The 701-nt window shown below is 34.4% G+C and carries 1 protein-coding gene; it reads right to left on the bottom strand.

Annotation, left to right across the window (positions count from 1 at the left end):
* Positions 1–22: 22 nt before the first annotated feature.
* Positions 23–670, bottom strand: coding sequence for a tRNA (guanosine(46)-N7)-methyltransferase TrmB (trmB, locus tag BFL01S_RS19725; RefSeq protein ID WP_082802796.1), 648 nt, complete (start codon positions 668–670; stop codon positions 23–25).
* Positions 671–701 lie beyond the last annotated feature (31 nt).

The raw sequence follows: 701 nt of genomic DNA on the forward strand, positions 1-701 counted from the left end.
TGTCTCAGTCTCCTTATAGATATTATTTTTCATTCATGTATTTAACTTCTGAACGATAAATACGACTTCCCTTTTGAGAAAACTTTTCTTCATACTCCGTCATAATATTTCCTTCGAAGTCACTAGCATGTAAATCTAAACTTACGTACTTTAATAACAAGCCATATTCAGAAAAGCTCATTAAAGAGTATTCAAACAATCCTTGATTATCTGTTTTAAAATGAATCTCTCCACCATCGATTAAAATTTGTTCATAGATATTTAAAAATGTTTTGTACGTTAAGCGTCTTTTAGCATGACGAACTTTTGGCCAAGGATCTGAAAAGTTTAAGTATACTCGCTCAACATCACCTTTAGCAAAATATTCCGTTAGGTCTTTTGCGTCAACGCTTAGCAGTTTAAAATTCGGTACTTCTGCTTCAATTATGCGATCTAGCGCACTAACAATTACACTTTCATATAACTCAATGCCAATGTAGTTAATGTTTGGATTTTGCTTAGCCATCCCAAGTAGGAATTGACCTTTTCCAGTTCCAACTTCAATATGAATTGGGTTATCGTTTCCAAATACCTCGTTCCATTTGCCCTTATGTTCTGCGGGATTTCCAACGGCATATTGTGGATACTGTGCCAATTTCTCTTTTGCCCAAGGCTTATTTCTTAGTCTCATACTGCACACCTCATCTATATTATCAAAAATT

Origin of the sequence: Priestia flexa NBRC 15715 (assembly GCF_001591565.1) — a bacterium.
GTDB lineage: Bacteria > Bacillota > Bacilli > Bacillales > Bacillaceae_H > Priestia > Priestia flexa.

Coding starts and splice junctions, on each gene's coding strand:
- trmB (WP_082802796.1), bottom strand. CDS start 670: ATGAGACTAAGAAATAAGCCTTGGGCAAAAGAGAAATTGGCACAGTAT.